The 19,458-nt window shown below is 42.4% G+C and carries 20 protein-coding genes; 7 read left to right on the top strand and 13 right to left on the bottom strand.

All coding sequences use genetic code 11. The annotated features are described in order from the left end of the window. Window positions 1-320 precede the first annotated feature (320 nt). Window positions 321-1,457, top strand: coding sequence for a peptide-methionine (R)-S-oxide reductase MsrB (gene msrB, locus IRQ95_RS18975; protein ID WP_194438863.1), 1,137 nt, complete (start codon window positions 321-323; stop codon window positions 1,455-1,457). A gap of 69 nt (window positions 1,458-1,526) precedes the next feature. Here msrB and IRQ95_RS18980 read toward each other — a convergent pair whose 3' ends face one another. From IRQ95_RS18980 to IRQ95_RS18990, 3 genes are all read right to left on the bottom strand, one after another. Beyond that, window positions 1,527-2,177 (bottom strand): Qnr family pentapeptide repeat protein, encoded by a 651-nt coding sequence (locus tag IRQ95_RS18980; RefSeq protein WP_194438865.1) that lies wholly within the window; start codon window positions 2,175-2,177, stop codon window positions 1,527-1,529. Between the two features lie 42 nt (window positions 2,178-2,219). Continuing rightward, window positions 2,220-2,726, bottom strand: coding sequence for an opioid growth factor receptor-related protein (locus IRQ95_RS18985; RefSeq protein WP_194438867.1), 507 nt, complete (start codon window positions 2,724-2,726; stop codon window positions 2,220-2,222). Between the two features lie 96 nt (window positions 2,727-2,822). After that, window positions 2,823-3,206: a cytochrome b562 gene (locus IRQ95_RS18990; RefSeq protein ID WP_228481500.1), complete on the bottom strand. Its 384-nt coding sequence runs from the start codon at window positions 3,204-3,206 to the stop codon at window positions 2,823-2,825. Between the two features lie 726 nt (window positions 3,207-3,932). Here IRQ95_RS18990 and zwf point away from each other — a divergent pair. The 4 genes from zwf (at window position 3,933) to IRQ95_RS19010 (ending at window position 7,997) form a co-directional block, all read left to right on the top strand. After that, window positions 3,933-5,435 (top strand): glucose-6-phosphate dehydrogenase, encoded by a 1,503-nt coding sequence (zwf, locus tag IRQ95_RS18995; protein ID WP_194438984.1) that lies wholly within the window; start codon window positions 3,933-3,935, stop codon window positions 5,433-5,435. Continuing rightward, window positions 5,432-6,148: a 6-phosphogluconolactonase gene (gene pgl, locus IRQ95_RS19000; RefSeq protein ID WP_194438869.1), complete on the top strand. Its 717-nt coding sequence runs from the start codon at window positions 5,432-5,434 to the stop codon at window positions 6,146-6,148. The genes zwf and pgl overlap by 4 nt, the downstream gene beginning before the upstream one ends. Before the next feature lie 34 nt (window positions 6,149-6,182). After that, window positions 6,183-7,631 carry a decarboxylating NADP(+)-dependent phosphogluconate dehydrogenase gene (gene gnd, locus IRQ95_RS19005; protein WP_194438871.1) on the top strand — a complete coding sequence of 483 codons (1,449 nt, stop codon included), beginning with the start codon at window positions 6,183-6,185 and terminating at the stop codon, window positions 7,629-7,631. Between the two features lie 222 nt (window positions 7,632-7,853). Beyond that, window positions 7,854-7,997 carry a hypothetical protein gene (locus IRQ95_RS19010; protein ID WP_167521320.1) on the top strand — a complete coding sequence of 48 codons (144 nt, stop codon included), beginning with the start codon at window positions 7,854-7,856 and terminating at the stop codon, window positions 7,995-7,997. 57 nt (window positions 7,998-8,054) lie between these two features. Here IRQ95_RS19010 and IRQ95_RS19015 read toward each other — a convergent pair whose 3' ends face one another. Further along, window positions 8,055-8,312, bottom strand: coding sequence for a hypothetical protein (locus tag IRQ95_RS19015; protein ID WP_123783805.1), 258 nt, complete (start codon window positions 8,310-8,312; stop codon window positions 8,055-8,057). 401 nt (window positions 8,313-8,713) lie between these two features. Between IRQ95_RS19015 and IRQ95_RS19020 the strand changes: the two genes are divergently transcribed. After that, window positions 8,714-9,538, top strand: a complete 825-nt coding sequence (locus tag IRQ95_RS19020; protein WP_194438874.1) for a GGDEF domain-containing protein — start codon at window positions 8,714-8,716, stop codon at window positions 9,536-9,538. A gap of 328 nt (window positions 9,539-9,866) precedes the next feature. Further along, window positions 9,867-10,388 carry a DUF2058 domain-containing protein gene (locus IRQ95_RS19025; RefSeq protein ID WP_194438875.1) on the top strand — a complete coding sequence of 174 codons (522 nt, stop codon included), beginning with the start codon at window positions 9,867-9,869 and terminating at the stop codon, window positions 10,386-10,388. Window positions 10,389-10,463: 75 nt separating this feature from the next. Here the strand turns inward: IRQ95_RS19025 and IRQ95_RS19030 are convergent, their stop codons facing one another. The 9 genes from IRQ95_RS19030 to IRQ95_RS19070 form a co-directional block, all read right to left on the bottom strand. Beyond that, window positions 10,464-11,747 (bottom strand): DEAD/DEAH box helicase, encoded by a 1,284-nt coding sequence (locus IRQ95_RS19030; RefSeq protein ID WP_194438877.1) that lies wholly within the window; start codon window positions 11,745-11,747, stop codon window positions 10,464-10,466. 202 nt (window positions 11,748-11,949) lie between these two features. Next, the gene (locus tag IRQ95_RS19035; RefSeq protein ID WP_194438879.1) at window positions 11,950-12,567 is read right to left on the bottom strand and encodes an OmpA family protein; all 618 of its coding nucleotides are present in this window, start codon (window positions 12,565-12,567) and stop codon (window positions 11,950-11,952) included. A 13-nt stretch (window positions 12,568-12,580) separates the two neighbouring features. Then, complete coding sequence (locus IRQ95_RS19040) at window positions 12,581-13,990, bottom strand: TadE/TadG family type IV pilus assembly protein (protein ID WP_194438881.1); 1,410 nt, start codon at window positions 13,988-13,990, stop codon at window positions 12,581-12,583. Window position 13,991: 1 nt separating this feature from the next. After that, on the bottom strand, window positions 13,992-14,543 hold the full coding sequence (gene tadF / locus IRQ95_RS19045) for a tight adherence pilus pseudopilin TadF (RefSeq protein WP_194438883.1): 552 nt from the start codon (window positions 14,541-14,543) through the stop codon (window positions 13,992-13,994). Then, a complete protein-coding gene (locus tag IRQ95_RS19050; RefSeq protein ID WP_348541633.1) occupies window positions 14,518-15,066 on the bottom strand; it encodes a TadE/TadG family type IV pilus assembly protein in 549 nt (182 codons plus the stop codon). Before IRQ95_RS19050 ends, tadF begins: the two co-directional genes overlap by 26 nt. Continuing rightward, entirely contained in the window at window positions 15,063-16,361 is a 1,299-nt protein-coding gene (locus IRQ95_RS19055; protein WP_194438885.1) for a tetratricopeptide repeat protein, read from the bottom strand. Before IRQ95_RS19055 ends, IRQ95_RS19050 begins: the two co-directional genes overlap by 4 nt. 1 nt (window position 16,362) lies before the next feature. Beyond that, window positions 16,363-17,235 (bottom strand): type II secretion system F family protein, encoded by an 873-nt coding sequence (locus IRQ95_RS19060; RefSeq protein WP_228481501.1) that lies wholly within the window; start codon window positions 17,233-17,235, stop codon window positions 16,363-16,365. Then, complete coding sequence (locus IRQ95_RS19065) at window positions 17,235-18,158, bottom strand: type II secretion system F family protein (RefSeq protein ID WP_194438892.1); 924 nt, start codon at window positions 18,156-18,158, stop codon at window positions 17,235-17,237. The genes IRQ95_RS19060 and IRQ95_RS19065 overlap by 1 nt, the downstream gene beginning before the upstream one ends. A 5-nt stretch (window positions 18,159-18,163) precedes the next feature. Then, entirely contained in the window at window positions 18,164-19,447 is a 1,284-nt protein-coding gene (locus tag IRQ95_RS19070; RefSeq protein ID WP_194438894.1) for a TadA family conjugal transfer-associated ATPase, read from the bottom strand. Window positions 19,448-19,458 lie beyond the last annotated feature (11 nt).

A 19,458-nucleotide genomic window follows, 5' to 3' on the forward strand; every position in this document is an offset into this window, starting at 1 on the left:
GATGCAAAGTCGACTTTATATCGATACGTATTACAATCCAGTAAGAAGGCATGGGACTCTAGGTGGTATGAGCCCCATTGACTTTGAACTAATGAATTAACCCCATGTGTCTACTTTTATGGGGTCATACCATTCTCAATTCTCAATTCTCAATTCTCAATTCTCAATTCTCAATTCTCAATTCTCAATTCTCAATTCTCAATTCTCTAAGATCCTTTCCACTGCTCTCGCCCTATAAACAATAAATTAACAAGTTGTGGGAATTTTTTCCCGACTAGACCGTTCTGATATGACAGATAGGAACAAACATAGAGGTTGGTATGAGACATAAACTATCGCTAATACTCCCCCTACTGGCAATATTGCTCATTGCCGCATCGTTTTTTGGTCAAGCAGACAGTGAGATGTCAGACGTGAAAGGAAGCGGAAAAACGGAAGTCGCCACCCTCGCAGGCGGTTGTTTTTGGTGCACGGAATCTGATCTTGAGAAATTACCAGGCGTGCTAGATGTGGTCTCCGGCTACTCAGGCGGAACGCTTGAAAACCCAAGTTACAAACAGGTTGCGTCGGGAAAAACCAATCACATCGAAGTCATCCAAGTGACGTTTGATCCTGAGCAAGTGAGCTATGAGCAAGTGTTGGATCAGTTCTTCCGCCATATCGACCCAACGGATGATAAAGGCTCATTTGTCGATCGTGGGCCTCAGTATCGCCCTGCGATTTTCTATCATACCCCAGAGCAACAACAAGTGGCTCAAAGCTTTATGGCGGAAATTGAAGCACTGGGTGTATTTAAAAAGCCGTTGAAAACAGAACTACGCCCATTCCAAACCTTCTGGCTTGCGGAAGATTATCACCAAGACTATTACAAACGTAATTCAGTGCGTTATAAGTACTACCGTTACTCGTCAGGTCGTGATTCTTATCTCGATGAAATCTTTGGCTCTGACCGCAATACTAACCCTGTGACCTTACGCAAGATGATCGATGACAACAAAGTACTCACGCAAGGCAAAATCTATACTAAGCCTAGCGATGCAGAACTGCGTAAGTCACTCACAGAATTACAATATTATGTCACCCAAGAAGACGGTACTGAGCGCGCGTTTGACAACGAATATTGGGACAACAAAGCGGAAGGTATCTATGTCGACGTGGTAACCGGTGAGCCCCTGTTTTCATCGACGGACAAATACCGCTCAGGCACTGGCTGGCCAAGCTTTACCAAACCGATCAACGATGCATTTGTGGTCACTCAAACCGATTACAAGCTAGTGTATCCAAGAACAGAAGTACGCAGTCGTTTTGGTGATTCACACTTGGGGCATGTATTTAAAGATGGTCCGAAGCCAACCGGATTACGCTACTGCATGAACTCTGCCGCGATGCGCTTTATCGCTAAAGAAGATTTAACCAAAGAAGGCTACGAGGAGTACCTCTACCTTTTTGAAGGATAACCCTTTCAGCTAGGGATAACTATTGCAACCAAGCTGAAGCCCAACTCTACGTTGGGCTTTACTTTGATGTTACAAAACAATGATTCCCAATTGTTCTAGCAATTGCGACTGCTGCCAAGTTGCGATCTTAACCCCAGTTAAATTCACTTCCTTTAGATTTAAACCCGTCAGATCACAATCTGATAAGTCGCAATCCTGCACAATGAAATCTCCCCAAAGCTCACTAGAGAACTCACCATTGCTTAAATCAGAACCTCTCAGCGAAGCACCTTGTAAATTGGTCTCTATCCAACGGTTTTCAAATAAGTCACATTTTTCAAGCACAGCACGCTCAAAGTTAGCGTAAGACAAGTTACAGCCAGTAATGTAAGCAGAACAAAAATAGACATTATGGCTGATCTGATTAGCAAACTGCGCCTGTGAAAAGTTAGTTCCCTTTAAATCGCACTGGCGAAACTCGATACCAAAACAGTTACTACCAACGAATTCACTCATCGCCAATTGGCAGTTTTTGAAGCTCGCTTCTTGTAAATTGGCATAACGGAAATTACACCCTTCAACTTCACCTGACTCAATGAAACTACACTGCTCAAACTGAGTTTCAACCAATTGTGCTCGGCTAAAGTCACAATTGAAGAATTTGCATTTCACAAACGTGTATTGGCTTAAATCTTGGCTGGCGAAGCTGTGATTTTGAAATGTCTGTTCTTGATAATTCATCGCGTTTTTCTCTGTTCAGAACTTTCTCGAAATAGCTCTGGGTTATTCGGTTAGCTCAATCGCACTAGACCAATGCCCTAAAACCACATCGTCAATGGTGTCAAACTGCTTGGCCGCCGAAACTAAAGCGTGATAGAAAGAGTGCGCCGTCTCTTGGTTGCCAAGTAAATACAAACTACGAAGTATGCGTGTGATCCGCAGCTGATTATGGTTTTTCGGCTTAGGCCATTCGTGACGAGCTAAAGTTAACTCTTCACGAGCGCGAACCTGCGCGCCCTCTCTTACAAAGCCATAGTAATCGAGCATCATATCGAGCGAGACAAGATGGGCCTCTCTGGCATTTTGATTGCTAGCAAATTCTGCTATATCTTCATCTGTAACTAACGGCGCATGGCGGTTGAACTTATGTCCTTGATCGATTGGGAAAAGAACTTGGATAAATTTATGATCGTGCTCAAGCCAAAAGTAATTATAACTTTGCAGATCGCTGATCGAACGTCCCAAGTTATCTTGCTTTAAGCCGAGCATAAAGGCTGCAATTTCACCCACGATATAACCTAAAAGTAGAGAGATTAGCTTGTGATAGTCTCTCTACTTACACCTAAAAGCAATCATCGCAGGTTAAATCTATGAAATATGGGCGATTTAGCCAAAAATCTTACTCCAAATACTTGGGCTGCGCTTATCGTGGTACTCTTCGCGCAGCCCATCAATTACCTTAAGCTCTTGCTTCGCGCCTTCTAAATCACCCTGTTGTAACTCTTGATTGATAGCCTCGACTGATAAGGAAAGCTTATTAAAGCCCTCTATGTATAAGTTTTGCTTTTCTGGTGGGTAAACAGCCGATTGAGATTGAGTAATCAAACGGGAAAAACTGTCGATAGCCGTTTGCATCTCTTCAACACTTTGCGCCTCTGCCGCTTGTTTAAAGTCGAGCTTCATCTGTTTCATTGCCGACTTTAAATCATAATCGGCGGCAAATGCTTGGCTAGTAAATAACGCGGAGAGCAATACGATTTTTCTTATCATTGTGTATTCCTTTAATTATATATTCCTTTGCTTATACTCAAGTGACTTCAAGATGCAGGATTCAGAGCATTGTCACTGACTCAAGTGCAAGGATAACTGCGAAGCGGAATAGTGAACTATTTCCAAGTAGTTTGACGCAGCAATCGAGGCAGTGACTCGCTCCCGGGTTACTTGAGTATAAAGGGCTTATGTTCGAAAACTTGGTGTGTTTGTTAACGTATTAGATACAATTCTACTGGAAATAACGGCAATTCCGCACCACAAAGCGACGACCTAATTGTTTCAAAATTGGTCTGCCCTCCTGCAATAACCCCATTTATTATGCGCTTTAATCACCAAACTAAAGCAGATAGTTGCCCTACCTCTACCTATACTAACCAACAGATTACTCTTTTATACAAAATATGAGCAATCGTTTGTACAGGTTGGATGTGTTCTAATTAACTGATAATAAAAAGGTATTTTTTGCCCATCAAAAACCTAGGCAAAAAGAACTGTCATATATTGACCAATTGGTTGCTAGGTAGTTGATGTAAGTCAAATAGTCGTAGACAATACAGCGCCGGATTGAGTGATGACTCAATTCGATTCGGTTTTACCTATCAATCATATAGGTATCATCGATTATCAATTTTGAGGTGTCGTTGATAGGGTTGCTTTCCTAGAAATTTGAATAAGAAAGCCATCTTAGGCACGCAGTTACTACCTCGTTTTAAGGGAAAGATGATGGTAATTCCAGAAAACAGTAGCATCGTAATTTTTGGTGCTTCGGGCGACTTAACATACCGTAAGTTGATCCCAGCCTTATACCACCTCTACGCGAACAAGCAGCTTCCTGACAACTTCGCTATTTTAGGCGTAAGCCGCACTGAATACAGCGACGAGTCTTACCGTGACAAACTAAAGCATTCTCTGCAGGAAATGGAAAAAACCGAACCTGCAACACTCGACGCTTTTATTAATCACCTTCATTACCAAGCAATTAACACTTCGGATAGCGCTGATTACAGCAAGCTAACCGCTCGCCTAGACGAGATTGCAACCGAATACGCTTTCGAGCAGCGCAATACTTTGTTCTACCTTGCGACACCACCGAGCCTTTACAGCGTTATTCCTGCAAGCCTAGCCGCACACGGTCTAAACAGCGAAGAAGATGGCTGGAAACGCATCATCATCGAAAAACCATTCGGCTATGACTTAGAGTCGGCTCGTCAGTTGGATAAAGATATCCACGAACACTTCCAAGAGCACCAAATTTACCGCATCGACCATTATCTAGGTAAAGAAACGGTTCAAAACCTGCTTGTTTTCCGTTTCTCTAACGCGATGTTTGAGCCACTGTGGAACCGTAACTTTATTGATTACGTTGAAATCACTGGCGCTGAATTCTTAGGCGTTGAAGAGCGTGGTGGTTACTACGACGGCTCTGGCGCGATGCGTGACATGTTCCAAAACCACCTACTGCAAGTACTTGCAATGGTCGGTATGGAACCGCCAGCACAAATCAACGCTGATTCAATGCGTGATGAAGTGGTTAAAGTGCTGCAATGTCTAAAACCGTTAGATGAGCACGACCTACGCAACAACCTTGTACTGGGTCAATACACCGCCTCTGATGTCCGTGGTCAACACCTAGTCGGCTACCGTGAAGAGCCGGGTGTTGCTGAAGACTCTCGTACTGAAACTTACGTTGGCTTGAAAGCGTATATCAACAACTGGCGTTGGAACGGTGTTCCTTTCTATGTGCGCACAGGTAAACGCTTACCAACTCGCGTAACTGAAGTGGTTATCCACTTTAAGAACACGCCGCACCCAGTATTTGGTCAGGATGCACCTGAGAACAAACTCATCATCCGTATTCAGCCAGATGAAGGCATTCAAATGAGCTTTGGTCTCAAACAACCTGGTGCGGGCTTCAAAGCGAAAGAAGTGAAGATGAACTTCCACTACGCGGATCTACAAGAAACGCAAATGCTGACTGCGTACGAGCGTCTGTTGCTCGATGCACTAAACGGTGATGCAACTCTATTTGCACGTAGCGACGCGGTAGAAGCTTGTTGGAAGTACGTTCAGCCGATTCTCGATTTCAAACAAGATCCACAATCGCTCTTTGGTTACGCTTGTGGTACTTGGGGACCAAAAGAGTCCGACGATTTACTACAAAGAGATGGACGCGCGTGGCGCTACCCTTGTAAAAACCTTACAGACACGGATTACTGTGAACTATGATCAACCATAAGATCTTTGATACTGCCGAGCAGGTTGTTGAAAGCCTAGCAAACGATATGAAAGCATACAGCGAGCTTAACCGCCCTGTGCATATTTCTCTATCAGGTGGCAGCACACCTAAAATGCTCTTCAAGCTGCTTGCAAGCCAGCCATATGCTGAGTCTATTCAGTGGCAAAACCTCCACTTCTGGTGGGGTGACGAGCGCTGTGTAGCGCCGGATGACGCTGAAAGCAACTACGGCGAAGCTAATGCGCTACTGTTTAGCCAAGTGGCTATTCCAGCAGCGAACATTCACCGTATTCGCGGTGAAGAGCAGCCTGAAGTAGAAGCTGAGCGCTTTGCGCAAGAGATGGCGGACGTGATCCCTTGTGAAAACGGTACGCCTGTCTTTGATTGGATTTTACTTGGTGTTGGCGCAGATGGTCATACAGCATCACTGTTCCCTGGCGTAACTAACTACCAAGATGAGAATCTATCAGTACTGGCTTCTCATCCAGAATCTGGTCAAATCCGCGTTTCAAAAACAGCGAAGGTTTTAGAAGCGGCGAAGCGCATCAGCTACCTCGTGCTTGGCGCAGGCAAAGTTGACATCGTAAACGAAATTCACACTACTCCGGCAAGTGAGCTGCCTTACCCCGCAGCGAAAATCCAGTCTAAAACTGGTGAAACCGAGTGGTACTTAGATTCAGACGCAGCAGCAAAAATCGCGTAAGGCGAGCGTCGTACGACACAATTGGAGAAAGACAATGAAAGGTGATATCGGTGTAATTGGCCTAGCAGTTATGGGTCAAAACCTTATCCTAAACATGAACGACCATGGCTTTAAAGTGGTTGCTCATAACCGTACAGCTGCGAAAGTAGACGAGTTTCTAGAAGGTCCAGCGAAAGATACCAACATCGTTGGCGCATACTCGCTAGAAGAACTAGTAGAGAAGCTAGAAACGCCACGTAAAGTGATGCTAATGGTTCGTGCTGGTGAAGTGGTTGATGCGTTTATCGACGCACTAACTCCACTATTAGACAAAGGCGACATCATCATTGATGGTGGTAACACTAACTACCCTGACACAAACCGCCGCGTTGCAGCTCTACGTGAAAAAGGTATCTACTTTATCGGTACTGGCGTATCTGGTGGTGAAGAAGGCGCTCGCTTTGGTCCTTCTATCATGCCTGGTGGTGCACCGGAAGCTTGGGAAGCGGTTAAACCTATCTTCCAAGCTATTTCAGCTAAAACTGACGCAGGCGAGCCTTGCTGTGACTGGGTTGGTAACGATGGCGCAGGCCACTTCGTTAAAATGGTACACAACGGTATCGAATACGGCGACATGCAGCTTATCACTGAAGCTTACCAGTTCATGAAAGATGGTCTGGGTATGTCTGCTGATGAAATGCAGGCTGTGTTTGCTGAATGGAACCAAACTGAGCTAAACAGCTACCTTGTTGAAATCACTGCTGACATCCTTGGCTACAAAGATGAAGATGGCGAAGCGCTAGTTGAGAAGATCCTAGATACAGCGGGACAAAAAGGTACCGGTAAATGGACTGGCATCAACGCACTTGACCTAGGTATTCCACTAACACTTATCTCTGAATCAGTATTCGCACGTTGCCTATCGGCTCTGAAAAACCAGCGTGTTGAGGCTGAGCAACTATTCGGCAAGACTATTGCGCCAGTTGAAGGTGATAAACAAGAGTGGGTTGACGCTCTACGCCAAGCGCTACTTGCGTCTAAGATCATCTCTTACGCACAAGGTTTTATGCTAATGCGTGAAGCTTCAAACGAAAATGGTTGGGACCTAAACTACGGTAACGTAGCACTAATGTGGCGCGGTGGCTGTATCATCCGCAGTGCATTCCTAGGTAACATCCGTGATGCGTACGAAGCGAACCCAGAACTTGCATTCCTAGGTTCAGATGAATACTTCAAAAACATCCTACAGGGCAGCCTAAGCGCATGGCGTAAAGTAGCAGCTAAGTCACTAGAAAATGGCATCCCAATGCCATGTACGACTTCTGCGCTAACCTTCCTAGATGGTTACACAACGGCGCGTCTACCAGCTAACCTACTACAAGCTCAACGTGACTACTTCGGTGCTCACACTTACGAGCGTACAGACCGTGCACGTGGTGAATTCTTCCACACTAACTGGACTGGTACTGGTGGTAACACTGCTTCAACAACTTACGATGTATAACCGTTAAGTTACTGATTCAAAGGCTGATATTTAGTATCAGCCTTTTTTATTACTCATTTCAATCGAAACTCCTCCCCCCAATACCCTATCTAAACCTGTGATCTAAGCCTAAGATTTATGTAATGAGGATGATGTAGCGTTCGCCAACATAACCTATCTTCAGCAGCACGAACTAGTACGGTTCTCAGCTATACATGCAATAAGCCACTAAAGAGGTTGTTTATGATCGTAAATAAATACTATGTATTTGCTCCTCAGCATATTGAGGCAGAGGAAACGAAGGACAATCAAATGATTTCAGGCAAGGAAGCTGAACGCCAAGCTCTCGTTAAGCAAGCTCAAAAGGCGAGTGAGATTAAAAACTAGCAAAAAGCCCAACTTTTCAGTTGGGCTTTTCTAATCATTATCGCTACTTAAGCGGAATTACTTGAGTAATAGTTGGGTCAAGCGTTTCCCGATACGAAAGAAACTATAAAACACTGCCACCATCAAACCAATCGACAATGCATAGGCTAAATAACTCGGTACACCTAACCCCCAAGCGAAGGTAAATGCAAGTCCCTGCAACGCTTCGTTTGGCCAATACATCACTGGAACATGGGTTCCCGATGCAAATAAAAATAGAAACGCCGCAAAGCCCGTTAAGGCTACGATTGTCCCTGCAACATTTGCTCTATTCATGTAACAAAATACTACAAAGTGAAAAAAAGAATTGTATTCCTAAGCCAGTTTTTCCGCTAGAAAAACTTACTTAAATGCATCTAACTGCACACAATATCGCCTACCATTTGGGCCTTCAGATCTTAACTAACCTTGGGCAGTAGAGTAAAAAACCAAAGTTAACCACACTAAAGCTCAATTCGAAGCTGATTTCATCTGAGTTATTGAAGCACGTTATGCATGCATCACAACTCTGTTCCTTCAATCACGTTCTTTTGTCAGATATTTCGTTCACGAAAAGCGACGATTCTTTCGGTACAATGATACAACTATTATTAATCCAGATATTCAACAATGATACAATTCAACTGGTTGCATTATGTTATAGTCACTTTAGCTTTGCTGCCTCTTAGGTATTTACGATGAGAACTCTTTTTAGCGATAGCCAATTTACTCACGGCCTTGTTAGCCATGCTGTTAAATTTTCAATTGTGCCTATTGTTGCTTTAGTACCCGTTTTCGCATTTCATATAGAACTCGAATCTATATATGACTATGTATTAGAAATCACTCGTCTATACTGCGTGATAATTATGGCGTCACTGACTGAAAGTATCGCCAACTCAAAAGTCATTCGCTTTGGGCTTATCCTTGCCATTTTTAACGGGACCTATGATGCAGCAACCGAAATAATATTTTTAGAGCAACTCGTGAGTAACCGCTTCCCTTTTGCTGACGCACTACTGGACGAGGCACTCTTAATTGCCGCTTATGCATGTATAATTAAAGGCTTATACAACCACCTAAGCCAAGTTAATAAGTTATCGCTAACCGATAACTTAACTAAGTGTTATACGCGTTCTGCATTGAAGGTCATTCCAAAATCAAGCTATCAACTTTTTTATTTCGATCTCGACAAATTCAAAGCAATCAACGACACCAAAGGACACAATATTGGTGATCGAGTTTTAACTGTATTTGCCAGAAGATTAATACGCTGCTGCGATAACATTGGCTATGCCTTACGAGTGGGCGGTGATGAATTCATTGCTATTGTTGATCTAGATAAAGCCGAAAGTTTTATCAATCACTTTACCAAAGCCTGTCAAGTTGAGGAAATCCAATTCAGCTATGGCACATCACTTTGTGAAGACAATAATTTTGAGCTCGCCATCAAAGAAGCGGATGAAAACCTGTACGAGATGAAACAATTTAAAGCAATAAAAGAACCCTATGGTTTTCTATAACCGTGTCTTACTCTTACCTCAAATAAACACAATAACGCCAAGCTTGGGTTACTTACCCTGTAATGTTGTATAGCTACTCAAAGAAAGTAGCTATACTCACAGCCCCTATCCAATTAGGCAAATGTTCATCATTTTGCGTAGACATTGATAAACGGCGAATTGTTATCCATCCCGTGCTAAATTTCTGCTGCACAATTTTCACTCTGAGAATCTAGATTAAGTATTGGCTTTATTTGCTCGGCTTGACCCAGTAAAATAGCGGAAGGTATTACTCAAGATGCTCATCCGAGCGACTTGCATTAAAAAAGACTACTTTATCGGATACAAGATGGCAAAACTAACACTTCAAGAGCAAATGCTTAAAGCTGGCTTAGTTAATGAAAAAAAACTAAAGAAAGCCAAGAAAGGGTCAAAAAAATCTCGCGTTCAGGCTCGTGAAGTCAAAGCAGCTGTAGAAGAAAACAAACGCCTTCAGCAAGAGCGCGATAAGGAACTGAGCACTCAACTAAATGAGCAACGCCTAAGCAAAGAGATTCAATTTCAAATCAAACAGTTGATTGAAATGAACAAAATTGATTTGGGTGATGGTGATATTAAGTACAACTTCACTGATGGAACACTTGTTAAAGCGATTTATGTTGAGCAAATCGTACGTGACCAATTAGCCAAAGGCATCTTAGCCATTGCGCGCTCTGGCGAGAGTTATCTCGTTATCCCTAGTGCTGTCGCGAACAAAATTACACAACGCGATGAAAACGCTATTATCGATCAGAAAGACAAGCAAGCAGATATCGTTGATGAAGACGATCCATACGCAGATTTTGTCGTTCCTGATGACCTCATGTGGTAACCATTGCTTTACCGCATAATAAAAGAGCGAAGCTTAAACTACTTCGCTCTTTTTTATTAATTTCTACTATTTGGGTTACTTACCGTTTTTCGCTTTAATCATACGGTACAAACGGCTGCGACGCTCCGCGTCACCTTGGTTTGAATCACTTGGGTTATTCATTCGTGAGCGGCGGTTTTTAAACGCTGGTTTTGAATGCATTTTATCTAACAGCGCATCACGGTTTTTCGGTTCATAACCTTCTAGCTCTTTACGATAAATACGCTGACCAATCAATGACTCAACCTGCTGCAACGTCAACTCTTCTTCGCGGTTAACAAATGAAACTGCGTGGCCTTTTTGCCCCGCACGACCAGTACGACCAATGCGGTGAACGTAATCTTCTGCAAGGAATGGCATGTCAAAGTTTACGACATGAGGTAGGTTTTGAATATCTAGACCACGTGCCGCTACATCTGTCGCAATCATCACACGAGCTTTGCCTTGCTTGAATTCATCTAGCGCGCGACGGCGTGCACTTTGCGCTTTGTCACCGTGACATAACACTGCTTTGATGCCATCTAATTTAAGCTCTTTGAGTAACTCGTTCGCGGTCTCTTTATAGTTCACAAAAACCAACACTTGTTGCCAGTTTTTACGACCAATCAGTTCAGAAAGCAGCTCACGTTTACGCTCTTGCTCTACTGGGTATACCACGTGCGCAATAGTATCGGCAGTCACATTCTCACGTGAGATAGCGATACGTTTAGGTTGACGAAGAATCTTGCCCGCCAATGTATTCATTTGCGCAGAGAAGGTCGCAGAGAAAAGCATTGTTTGTGGTTTAGTTGTTACACCTGACATGATCTTTTCAATCGCAGCAATGAAGCCCATATCAAGCATACGGTCTGCTTCATCAAAGACTAAAAACTCAAGATTCGCGAGCGAGACATTGTTCATTTCTAGGTGCTCAATCAAGCGACCTGGCGTTGCAACCAAGATATCGACACCAGCTTGAAGTGCTTTCTCTTGCGACGACATTTTCGCACCACCGTAAACTGCAACGGTTTGTAAATCGGTGTACTTGGTATAATCCTGAATATTCTGCGCAATTTGAGCTGCCAGTTCGCGAGTCGGAGCCAAAATCACCGCACGAGTTTGGTGGCGATTCGAACTTTTAGGCTTGTCCAAAATATTTTGTACAATCGGCAGTGCGAAGGCAGCAGTTTTACCTGTACCTGTTTGAGCATTCGCGAGAATGTCATGACCACGACGAGCCAGCGGAATCGCTTTTTGCTGAATAGGGGTTAATTTCTCGTAACCGCATTCTGTTAATGCCTTAACGACTTCTGGTGAAAAATTTTGTGATGCAAATGACATTACTTGTTCCTAAAAACGACCGGGGAATGCAAAAACTTGGCATTACCAAAAACTTGACCGGTGATTATAGTTCAAGATGACTAATGATGGGACTAATTTTATCGATCTATAGCAACAAGCCGCTGACTAAAACGAATGTATATACCCAAGTCACCTCAAGGCACTTGGGTATCAGTGGCTTGTCGAACTGCATTATGCAAATTCAAAGACCTTTGATTTCCACACGACGGTTCAGTTGTCGACCTTCACTAGTGGCATTGCTCGCAACTGGTTGTGTTTCACCAAAGCTAACAGATTCAATAATCGTATCATTCACTTGGTTATCTTTGATAAAACTCTCAACTGACAGCGCTCGCTTCATCCCCAATGTGAAGTTATAGGCGTCACTACCAATCGAGTCAGTATGCCCTTCCAACAAGATTTTGTTGCCCGTACTGCGAATTTTTTCCAGCATTGCGTTAAGCACGGTGACAGAAGCCGGAGTTAACGATGAACGGTTAAACTTAAAATACACTCGTCCATTCATTTCACTCTTATCGCCTTGCGAAATAAAATATTCAGCGCAATCTTTCGTAATTCCAATCCCACTCATTTCAGAGATTAGCAATTCTTCTGTCGGTAAATCACCTTCTGTTTGGATACGCACCATCCCTGACTGCAATAATGAAACACGCTGCGAGGCTTGAACTGAAATTTGGTTCTTAACGCTAAAATCAGACTTGCCACAAACGCTAATTAAATCATCATCCGCAATACTATTCATGGACGTAAATAACGATATAACGCCCAATGCGATGGTATTTTTCAATATAATATTCATAAATCATCCATATTTATTTTAAATGACCGATTTCTTCATTCAAGATAGAGAACAAATATTCTTGTAACTCTTCTGTACTATCAGCTTTATATGTAGTGTCCGAGCAAGCGTCCAAACCATCGTTAGTTATACCTTCCTTATAATCAAAAGCCACTAAATAGAATGACAACTCAACCTCTTCCCCATCAACCTGAATTTGTTTCATTTCTTCCTTCATTTTCAAACATAGCTCTCGGGTTGCCATTAACTCCTCAGCAATTTGTTGGTAATGATGCTTAGGCCCGTCAGTATCAGTTAAGTTTTTATTTACTTCACCTGGCAATGGGCCTTTCTCGTCCTCATCAACACCGTCAGAAATAATGATTATTACTCTTCTTTTATTTTCGCCTTTTTTGGCCAGCTTAAAGCCCTCTATTACACCTTGAAACGAAGCCGTACCTGATGCAGGGAGGAAGTTTGATAAATTACTGATTAAATGCTCATCTTGACCTAACTCAGCCGTCAATTCGAGGTTGAAGAAATTCGAACCGTGGTAATTACCGATATTAAATTCACCTGCAGGATCAGCATCATAATCAACCATAAGCGCTTGCTGTCGAGACGCATCAAAATCGACTCTTCGATTAAAGATGACTTGCCCGTCACTATCTAACTCTTTTTCAAAGACTGAATGCTCGATTCTTTGCGTACAACTTTCGCCCGGATCTGTTGAACTACATAGGCCGGATGATGATTTTCGATAGGTATTGCTATCATAAGGCACTATACCAATCGTGAAATTTTTGTGCGCTAGATTATCATTATGCTCGTCAAGCTCTTTCGCAATCGTTTTTATAATATTAATCAACTCTACGTACTTTTTACTGCCGCCAGATTTAGGCTTCTTCTGCATTGAACCCGAAAAATCAGCGACGAACATAATATCAAGAGGTTCTGCATCCAATCTCAGCGCCGTACTGCTTGCCCCAACAACCATGGTATCGTCAAACCCGGTTACGGCACCGTTGCCCTTAAACCAGGTTTCGTATTCCAATGCCGCCGATAAATCATACTGATAATACGTACCTTCAGAAGAATCACATTTCGGGCCATCATCACACTTGCTTCTTTTGATCGTTAACTGTTGAAGATCGCCCGGGCCGTTGATTTCTTCATTTGGAAAATAAACTGAAATAAAGTCGGCTGCTATTTGGCGGTTAACACTACTACCATAATTCTCGGGGTCATCTTCATTTTGAAGATTTGGGTCATCATGTGCCGAAATAGCTAATGCTGCAACTTCAAGTGCATCATTCATTCGCGCTTTTTGTTGCATAGCCCTTGCGCCTTCAGTCCCTAAATTAAAGACTCCCAACAATACAGGGACAACCATGACAAACATAATTGCAGCATGGCCTTTCTGGCGAGAAAAGTGAATTTTCATCTTACCTCCCTATCATCACTGCATCCGATTGAACTCGTCTAAATTCCCTCCCCAAAAGGTCACCTATCCAATTGTCGGTGTTATAACAAAAGGTGACACGATATAGGGAAGTTTGACGATTCCATGTCGTTACTTTTGATAAATTCTGGTAGGACAGTAACGACGAACCAACAGTACATGAAATACCACTGCCAGATTGCGAGAAAGAGGTCAACGTAGGGTTATTATCACTATCAAATGTCACTGACTCAAAAACATAACCAAAAGAGGCGCTGTCAAAGCTTCTAATAGTTCGTCCCAAAGATTGACTACTAATATCGACCAATAAATCGACTTGTTCTTGGGTAATCGCGTAATCGTCTGAATAAAGCTGAGTTCTTTCTTTAAGGATATTAACCATAGAGAAAGACAATCTATCTAACTTGCCTTTGAAGGATAATTTTGAAATAACATCGCCTGAAAAAACGAACAATAAACTAAATATCACGCCAACGATTGCGAATTCAATTGAGAAAATACCTTTTTGTTTAGAAGTTAAACTGATCACGCTCATACTCCTGTATTACGATCACTTCACGCGAAAAGTACTGCTCAGAACTGAAAAAGTAATTGAAAATTGGGCTGTAGCGATAATTGACCCTATAGATGGCGATGGAACTATCCTCAGCTGTACCACACTCGTTTTCTGTTTCTGAACCAGTTAACGCACAATAGTCACTCGGCAGATCTTTAAGTGACTGCAAGTCATCGATATAGTTAATCGAAAAAGTGAACTTGTGTGGGTCGACGAGTTTAGCCCACAAAGAGTCATTGTTTCTCAAAGCTTGACTAAAGCGTTCTTTATAGCTTCTAACGCAAACCGTTTCGTCCTGTTCGTTCTTTGTGCACTCAGTTGGTTGCTCATCTTCTAAACGGGCAATCCTTGACGCTTCACTCACCGCCATATCAGAAATAGCGGATACATAGGACATGTAACTCATTTCAACCCAAGCCATGCAAATCCACCAAAACAGCATAAACCCCATGCCGAATTCAACGGTTACCACGCCCTTTATCTTTTGCTGAGACATTCTCATAGTGATTCCTTGACCTCTTGATCACTTGATGGCTCTAAGACAATTTCGACTTCATTTTTCACGTCGTTAGCGGTAACAATGCCTTCTGACTCCTTCAGTTTGTCGATCGATTCAGTTTGCTTGTCAGATAATGGTGATGAGTCTAGAGAGCTTTCTACTACAAGTTCACTGTGATCTGATGCTAATTCCTGATCCTCTTCTACTATCAAATCGCTCGAACTTGTCGGTGTTTCCGCACTTATTTCACTCTCTGCTTCAAATTTAACGGCTTTATCTGGAATCTGTGACTCTGAAACAGTGGCTAGTTCTTTAGCAGACTCAACGACAGACGCTTGCTCATCAACAGACTCAACTTCAGAAATTAGGTCAGACTGTGTTATTTCAGAGCCCAGCGTACCCTGTGCAGAAACTAAGTCGGTGTTATTTAACGAGGAGTCTAGAGGTACAGATTGATGCGATATGTTCTCTGGAAATACATCTTCACTTGCTGCAACACTAACCTGACTCGCAGGCAAAGTCGCTTCGTTATTACTCACTGGCTCAGACAGCAGAGGTTTTAGGGCCTCTTCCGCATGGTCACTATTGCGTAGTGCTTGATATATTTGGTTTTTCTGTTTAGTTGACAACCTCGGCCCCAATGCTTCCATAACGTAGTCTTTGTGGCCATTTTTCGCCATTATCAGCAATAAGTTTGAATGTATCTTTTCATCGTCAAGCTGATCGGCAGTCAGCGAAGATATTCGTTTCAAAGCTTGGGTGTCATCACCTTCGATCATATCAAGCAGAGCCAAATTATTTTTTACTTTTATATCATCATAAAAGTTCGCTCTCGCTTGCTCAAACATCTGACGCGATGTTTGCCATTGACCTTTATTCGCATAAATAATGCCAAGCAAGTTGTACACTTCACCATCGTCCGGATTTATTTTTCGTGCATCTTTTAGGATTCGCAATGCGCTTTGATTATCACCTAAGTCCAAATAGGCTTTAGCTGAAACAATTGCACTTTCAAAGCTGACGTTATCACGCTTTAGTATAGGTTCCATCACAAATAGAGCCGATTCTGGATCGAGAATATTCAAGTAAGAATTTGCGAGTTTTATTCGATACAATTCAGAATCATTACGCTTCAACTCTTTTTTATAGAATTCAATTAGCTTTTCACTATTGTTCGTTGCTTTAAATATTTTTTCTTTGCTTTCTAGCTCACTAACATGGCTACTTTTATCTAAACCACTAGTAGATTTACATCCACCAAGAAACAACAATCCAATAATCAATAAACTGTAACGCATGTTATACACCACCAATCATTCGCATTATACCAGGAGCCGTTATTAATATTACAATCGGAAACATAATAAATAGAATCAGGGGAACAGACATTTTAGCCGCTAGCTTTCCTATTTTTTCTTCAATGGTTAGCATTGTTACTTGTCTAATATCAGCAGACAACTGCGTCAAATTATCATAAATAGATGAGCCATATTGAAGGCTTTGTTTTAATGTCATTACAAAGCTTCTCATTTCTGATGTCGGAATATGTTCATAAAGTTCGTCTAACGCTTGCTCAATAGTCACAACCTGAGCTCTATCATTCAATCGTCTTAGCAATATGCCAAACTTCGGGTTAAACTCGTTAATTTCTCGTGCAAGATAAACAAGAGACGCTTCAATTGTCATCCCTGTTTGCACACAAACAGCTAGCAAATCAATCATATAAGGCAACTGCCGGTTGATGTGCAAGCGATATGCATTCACTCTTGATGTCAGTATCGCATCAGGCAAAATTAACACGGCAACGACCCAAATAGCCAAAAGCGCTATCAGTGTTAAATTACTGGACGAATCATAATATAGTCCGCCAATCAGTAAGCAACCAACAATCAAAAGTAGATACTTAAGCGGCATATAGAAATGAGCATATTTGAATGAATAATATCCCGCGCTAAATAATTTCTCCTCAATATCTTTATCACTCATCACTAACGTACTAGGGATGATGGCATTGAACATCTCTTTTTCTTTGACTTTTTGAGCGTTTTTTTCTTTAGTTTGATGTAGGTGTTTAACTAATTGCTGCTTACTCTTATTCTTAAATACATAAAAAAGTAGAATCGCAGAACCAAACACTAAAACCATCGACGAAAATAATAATGTCACATTCATTATGCTTCGACTCCCTTCATTAGCCGCCAAACTATTGTGATACCAATAAATTCGCTCGCCAAAACGTAATACAAAATGTATCTACCTGATGGATCAGTCATAACATATTCATAGTTTTCCGGACTAAGGTATTGCAGCATCCAAAGGAAGATAAATGGAATTGCTGCAACTATTTTAGCCGATGCTCTTGCTTCCGATGTTAATGCCAATTTCTTTTTTTCAATCGCTCGAGTGTCAAACAAAAGACGATTAAGCCTTGTCATCACACTCTTTAATTGCCCCCCTCGTTGCAGGTTGGCATTCATGGTGATTACAAAGAACTGAAATGAGGCATAAGGAAACCTCTTACATGCTTTCCTAAAAACTGACTCTGGAGCCTCTCCCATCTGAAGACGCTCTCCCATTAACTTAAACTCAGCCCCCACTTCACTATCCAGTGTATTACCCACATAAATAATGGCATGCATAAGGCTTTCGCCAGAACTTACCGCACTAGTAAGCATGTTGAGAGCATCCGGAAATGCGGCTTCAAATTCCCTAAGCTCTCTTTTTTGTAACCACATGTACAGCGCATATAGCCCCGCAAATTCGATAATCGTCAACACGAGCCATGGGTTACCTCTGATAAACGTCTCGTTTATATACTTAGAAGCAAACGCCAGCACGATAATAAAAATTACTAACTTTAAACCAGCACCTGCACCAAGCTGTCGCTTGGTGTTACTGACTTGTCGTTCCAATTTCTGCAGCAAGGTCTCTTTGTAAATACTGGTTAGGTTGATCGCATTGCCAAGCTCGATACCACTCTCTTGATTTGATTTCTTATCTAAGCTTCTGAGATAACGTAATGTTTTATCTTGGTCACGCTTACGTATCAGCCAGTAGAATATCAATACACCAATTGCTAGGCTAAACCAGGCCATCACTGCTATCCTCTCAAACCAAATATCGAATTTAGGTTATTTTCCAAACCAAAATACCGTGCTTTTTCCACCAGAATCGAACGTTTCATTAGTCCTGCTGTGGTATGCTCACCGATTACTCGTCTCGTATCACTATCCACCGAGTGGGTATCAAAACGGAAGATCTCCTCCATAACTACATTCTGACCTTCTAAACCGCACACTTCAGAAATGCTCATAACTTTACGAGAACCATCATGTAACCGGCTAATTTGGATCACAATATCGACTGCGCTGACGATCGTTCTGCGAATCGCCTCTAGAGGCAGGTTATTACTCGCCATCATTACCATCGCCTCTACACGCGCAAGCGCATCTCGAGGCGTGTTCGCGTGCAAGGTAGACATCGACCCATCATGTCCGGTATTCATGGCTTGCAGCATTTCAAACGCTTCACCACCACGACACTCACCAACAATAATGCGATCTGGTCGCATGCGGAGTGAATTTATAACCAGTTCTCGTTGTGCTAATGCACCCGTGCCTTCTATACCGGCTGTACGTGTTTCTAATCTCACCACATGAGGCTGAAGCAATCGAAGTTCCGCAGCATCCTCAATTGTGACAATGCGCTCTTGCTCAGAGACGTACTGAGTTAGCGCATTCAGCATAGTTGTCTTACCTGAACCCGTACCACCTGAGATAAGAATATTCAATCGACAGCGCGCAGCAATCATCAGAACTTTAGCCATATCTGAATTCATGGCGCCAAATTCGACCAATTTTTCAAGGTCTATGCTTTGCTTTTTAAACTTACGTATTGAGATAGAAGTGCCATCGATGGCAATTGGTGGTATGACGATATTGACACGGCTACCATCCGGAAGGCGTGCATCACAAGTTGGTGACGAGTCATCTACCCTTCGCCCAACACGCGCTGCAATTCGTTTGGCGATCTGTAACAGCTGCTTCTCATCAAGAAAGGTAATATTTGATTTTTCAACCAATCCATTGCGCTCAATGAAGACATTATCACAACCATTCACCATCACATCAGTAATTGATTCATCGTCCATCAAAGGTTGAAGCGGACCCAAACCAAGTAATTCATCGACAATGTTCTTTACGTATTCTTTGCGAACGACACCGGCCACAGAGTGGTCGTTGTGCTTAATTAGAACATCAATTGCACTACTGATCTGATCGGTAAGTTGCTCTCGACTTAGAGTATTTACAATATCAGCTTCTAATGCATCATAGATCTGCTGACGTAGTTCTACAAAGATACTTCGAGCTTGGGTTGTTGCCATGACTACTACGA

The organism is Vibrio fluminensis, assembly GCF_015278125.1.
GTDB lineage: Bacteria > Pseudomonadota > Gammaproteobacteria > Enterobacterales > Vibrionaceae > Vibrio > Vibrio fluminensis.